Consider the following 2592-nt stretch of genomic DNA (forward strand, 5'->3'; position numbering starts at 1 on the left):
ACCGCGCAGAGATTCGAGCAAGGCCAGCACTTGCGCCTGCACGGTGGTGTCGAGGGCGGTGGTTGGTTCGTCGGCGATCAGTAAGCGCGGGTTGCAGGCGATGGCCGAGGCGATCAGCGCCCGCTGACGCAAACCGCCCGACAATTGAAACGGGTACTGCCGCGCCCGTAACTCAGGCTCCGGCACGCCCACAGCGCGCAGTAACTCGATGACTTTGGCTTCACGCTGCGCCCGATTCAGGTCGGTGTGCAGTTGCAACGGCTCGGCGATTTCTTGACCGACCAAACGCAAAGGGTCGAGTGAGCCCAACGCGTCTTGCATGACAAAGCCAATCTGCGCGCCGCGTATCTTGCGCCAAGTACGCTCATCGAACTGACGCAGGTCTTGCCCGGCAAAGGTCAAACGGTTGGCCTGGACGTGCGCCCGAGCGCCTGTCAGCCCGGCCAAGGTGCGCGAAGTCACGCTTTTACCCGAGCCAGACTCTCCGACCAGCGCTAGGCACTCGCCACGATGCAGTTGAAAGCTGACGCCTTTGAGGGTCGGGGGCGCATGGGGGCCAAAGCGCACTTGCAGGTTTTGCACGTCAATCAGAGGTTCTGTACTCATGCCCGTTTACCTTCGCTACGACGCAACAGTTCGCGGCCGATCACGCTGATCGACACCACGGTCAATGTAATTGCCAACGCGGGCCATGCCACCAACCACCACGCATTGGCCAGGTAGTTGCGGCCCATGGCGAGCATCCCGCCCCATTCCGGGATGGGTGGCGCAGCGCCAAAACCCAAAAAGCTCAACGCGGCGCCGTTGACGATGTTGCCGCCAATGCCAATCGTGGCCAGGATCAATATCGGCTTGATCGCATTGGGCAGCACGTGCCGCCAGATCACCGAGTGCCGGGGCAGCCCCAAGGTGGTGGCAGCCTCGACGTAACCGGCGCCACGCACGACCAAAGTTTGTGCCCGCACTAAACGCGCATAACGCGGCACGTTGGCGATCCCGATGGCCAAAATCAGGTTGAGTTGGCCTTGGCCAAAGAAGGTGATGATCACCAACGCCAACAACAGGTCTGGAAACGCCAGCAGCACGTCAATGACGCGCATAACAGCGCCGTCTAGCCAGCGCGGGCCAAGCCCCGCCGTCAGCCCCAACAGGGTGCCTAACAGCAAACCTACGGCGGTGGCGGCCACACCCAGCACCAATGACGGGCGCACGGCGTAGACCAGCCGGGTCAGGATGTCGCGACCGTTTTCGTCAGCGCCTAGCCAGAAAAAGCTGTCGGGGGCGCTGAATGCCAATCGCGAGTTGGCTGCAAGCGGATCGCCTGTGACCAGCCAACTGGGCTGGATCGCTGCAATCAGCAACACCAGCACAAACAGCCCCGCCAGCAGCAGACCCGGGCGTAGCGCCCAACGCCGTGCGCCACGCGCGGGTGCGCCGAACAATGACTCGGCTTGGATCAAGCCCGCCGAGGAGCTTGGGTGGGTGGACTGACTCATGACAGCAGCTCCTGTTGGGTGGCTCAAACTGCGCTGGCTTCATCGCGGGTGGCGCTGTGCGTGCCGTCCTGCTCATGCAGTGCACGCCACGCGGCGCCGGGGCTGACGCCGTTGAGGTAGTAGTTACCCAGCGCCCGCTCGCGGTAGATGGCCGGGTTGTGCGAGGCCAAAGTACGGGCGTTGCGCCAGTGTCGGTCAAGGCGGCGGGCTTGGCTGGTGGCCGACGCGCCGCCCACTTCGAACAGCAGCGTAGTGGCTTCGAGGACTTGCTCGAGTACCACTTGCTGGGCCTGAAACGTGCGGATGTCGGCTTCAACGTAATCCGCTTCTTGAGCGCTTTGGGTCAGTTCCGCTTGATGCACCCCTTCCAGCACCTCAGCCGTGGTCAGCACCAGGGTTTCGCTGGCGTAGGCCAGGCTCGATAAGCGACCAATCACCCGCTGCACCAGCGGGTCTTCTTTAGGGTTCGATTGGCCCGGCACGCCAAACGCACGGGTTCGCCCTTGCACAAAGACCGTTGCATCACGCAATGCGGCACGGGCAATACCGGCCAAGGTGGCGAGGTGGAACAGTTGGTAGAACGATGAGATATACGACTCGGCACGCAACTCACTGGGTTTGAAGCGGCGCAGCACGTGTTCATGCGCCACTGCGACCTTGTCGAAGCGCGTGGTGCCGCTGCCGCTCAGGCGTTGACCGAAACCATCCCAGTCATCTTCTCGGGTCACGCCCGGCGCATCGACGGCCACCACGACGCTGAAAAAATCTTTGTCGTGCATGGCCACTGCTGCGACCCAGTCGGCGTAAATCGTGCCGGTGCAGTAATACTTTTCGCCATTGAGCACCCAGCCCGCCTGTTCGTTTTGCGGGTCTGCGGGTTCAAGTGACACCGAGTTGGTGCTGCTGTCGGTGCGCTCAGCCATGGCCGCGCCCCACAACTGCCCGGCCACCACTTTAGCGAACCAATAGTCCTGAGAAGCGGCATCACGGCTAGACAAACGCCCTTCGACAAAGCCGAAATGCGCGCGCACGATTTGCGGCAGGTTTGAGTCGGCTTCAGCCAGGCCGATCAACAGCCGGAACAACACCGGCAAGC

The 2592-nt window shown here is 62.5% G+C and carries 3 protein-coding genes; all 3 read right to left on the bottom strand.

Annotated elements, in window-relative coordinates:
• The coding region (locus tag AQS70_RS09475; RefSeq protein ID WP_156355088.1) for an ATP-binding cassette domain-containing protein at nucleotides 1-606 on the bottom strand (606 nt) is incomplete at its 3' end.
• Nucleotides 603-1496, bottom strand: a complete 894-nt coding sequence (locus AQS70_RS09480) for an ABC transporter permease (protein ID WP_082428071.1) — start codon at nucleotides 1494-1496, stop codon at nucleotides 603-605. The genes AQS70_RS09480 and AQS70_RS09475, both read right to left, overlap by 4 nt.
• 23 nt (nucleotides 1497-1519) lie before the next feature.
• A partial coding sequence (locus AQS70_RS09485) for an acyl-CoA dehydrogenase family protein (protein ID WP_055102550.1) occupies nucleotides 1520-2592 on the bottom strand: 1073 nt, incomplete at its 5' end.

Origin of the sequence: Pseudomonas endophytica (assembly GCF_001411475.1) — a bacterium.
GTDB lineage: Bacteria > Pseudomonadota > Gammaproteobacteria > Pseudomonadales > Pseudomonadaceae > Aquipseudomonas > Aquipseudomonas endophytica.

Excerpts from the sequence above, each read along its gene's own strand:
- AQS70_RS09480 (WP_082428071.1), bottom strand. The coding sequence starts at position 1,496 with ATGAGTCAGTCCACCCACCCAAGCTCCTCGGCGGGCTTGATCCAAGCC.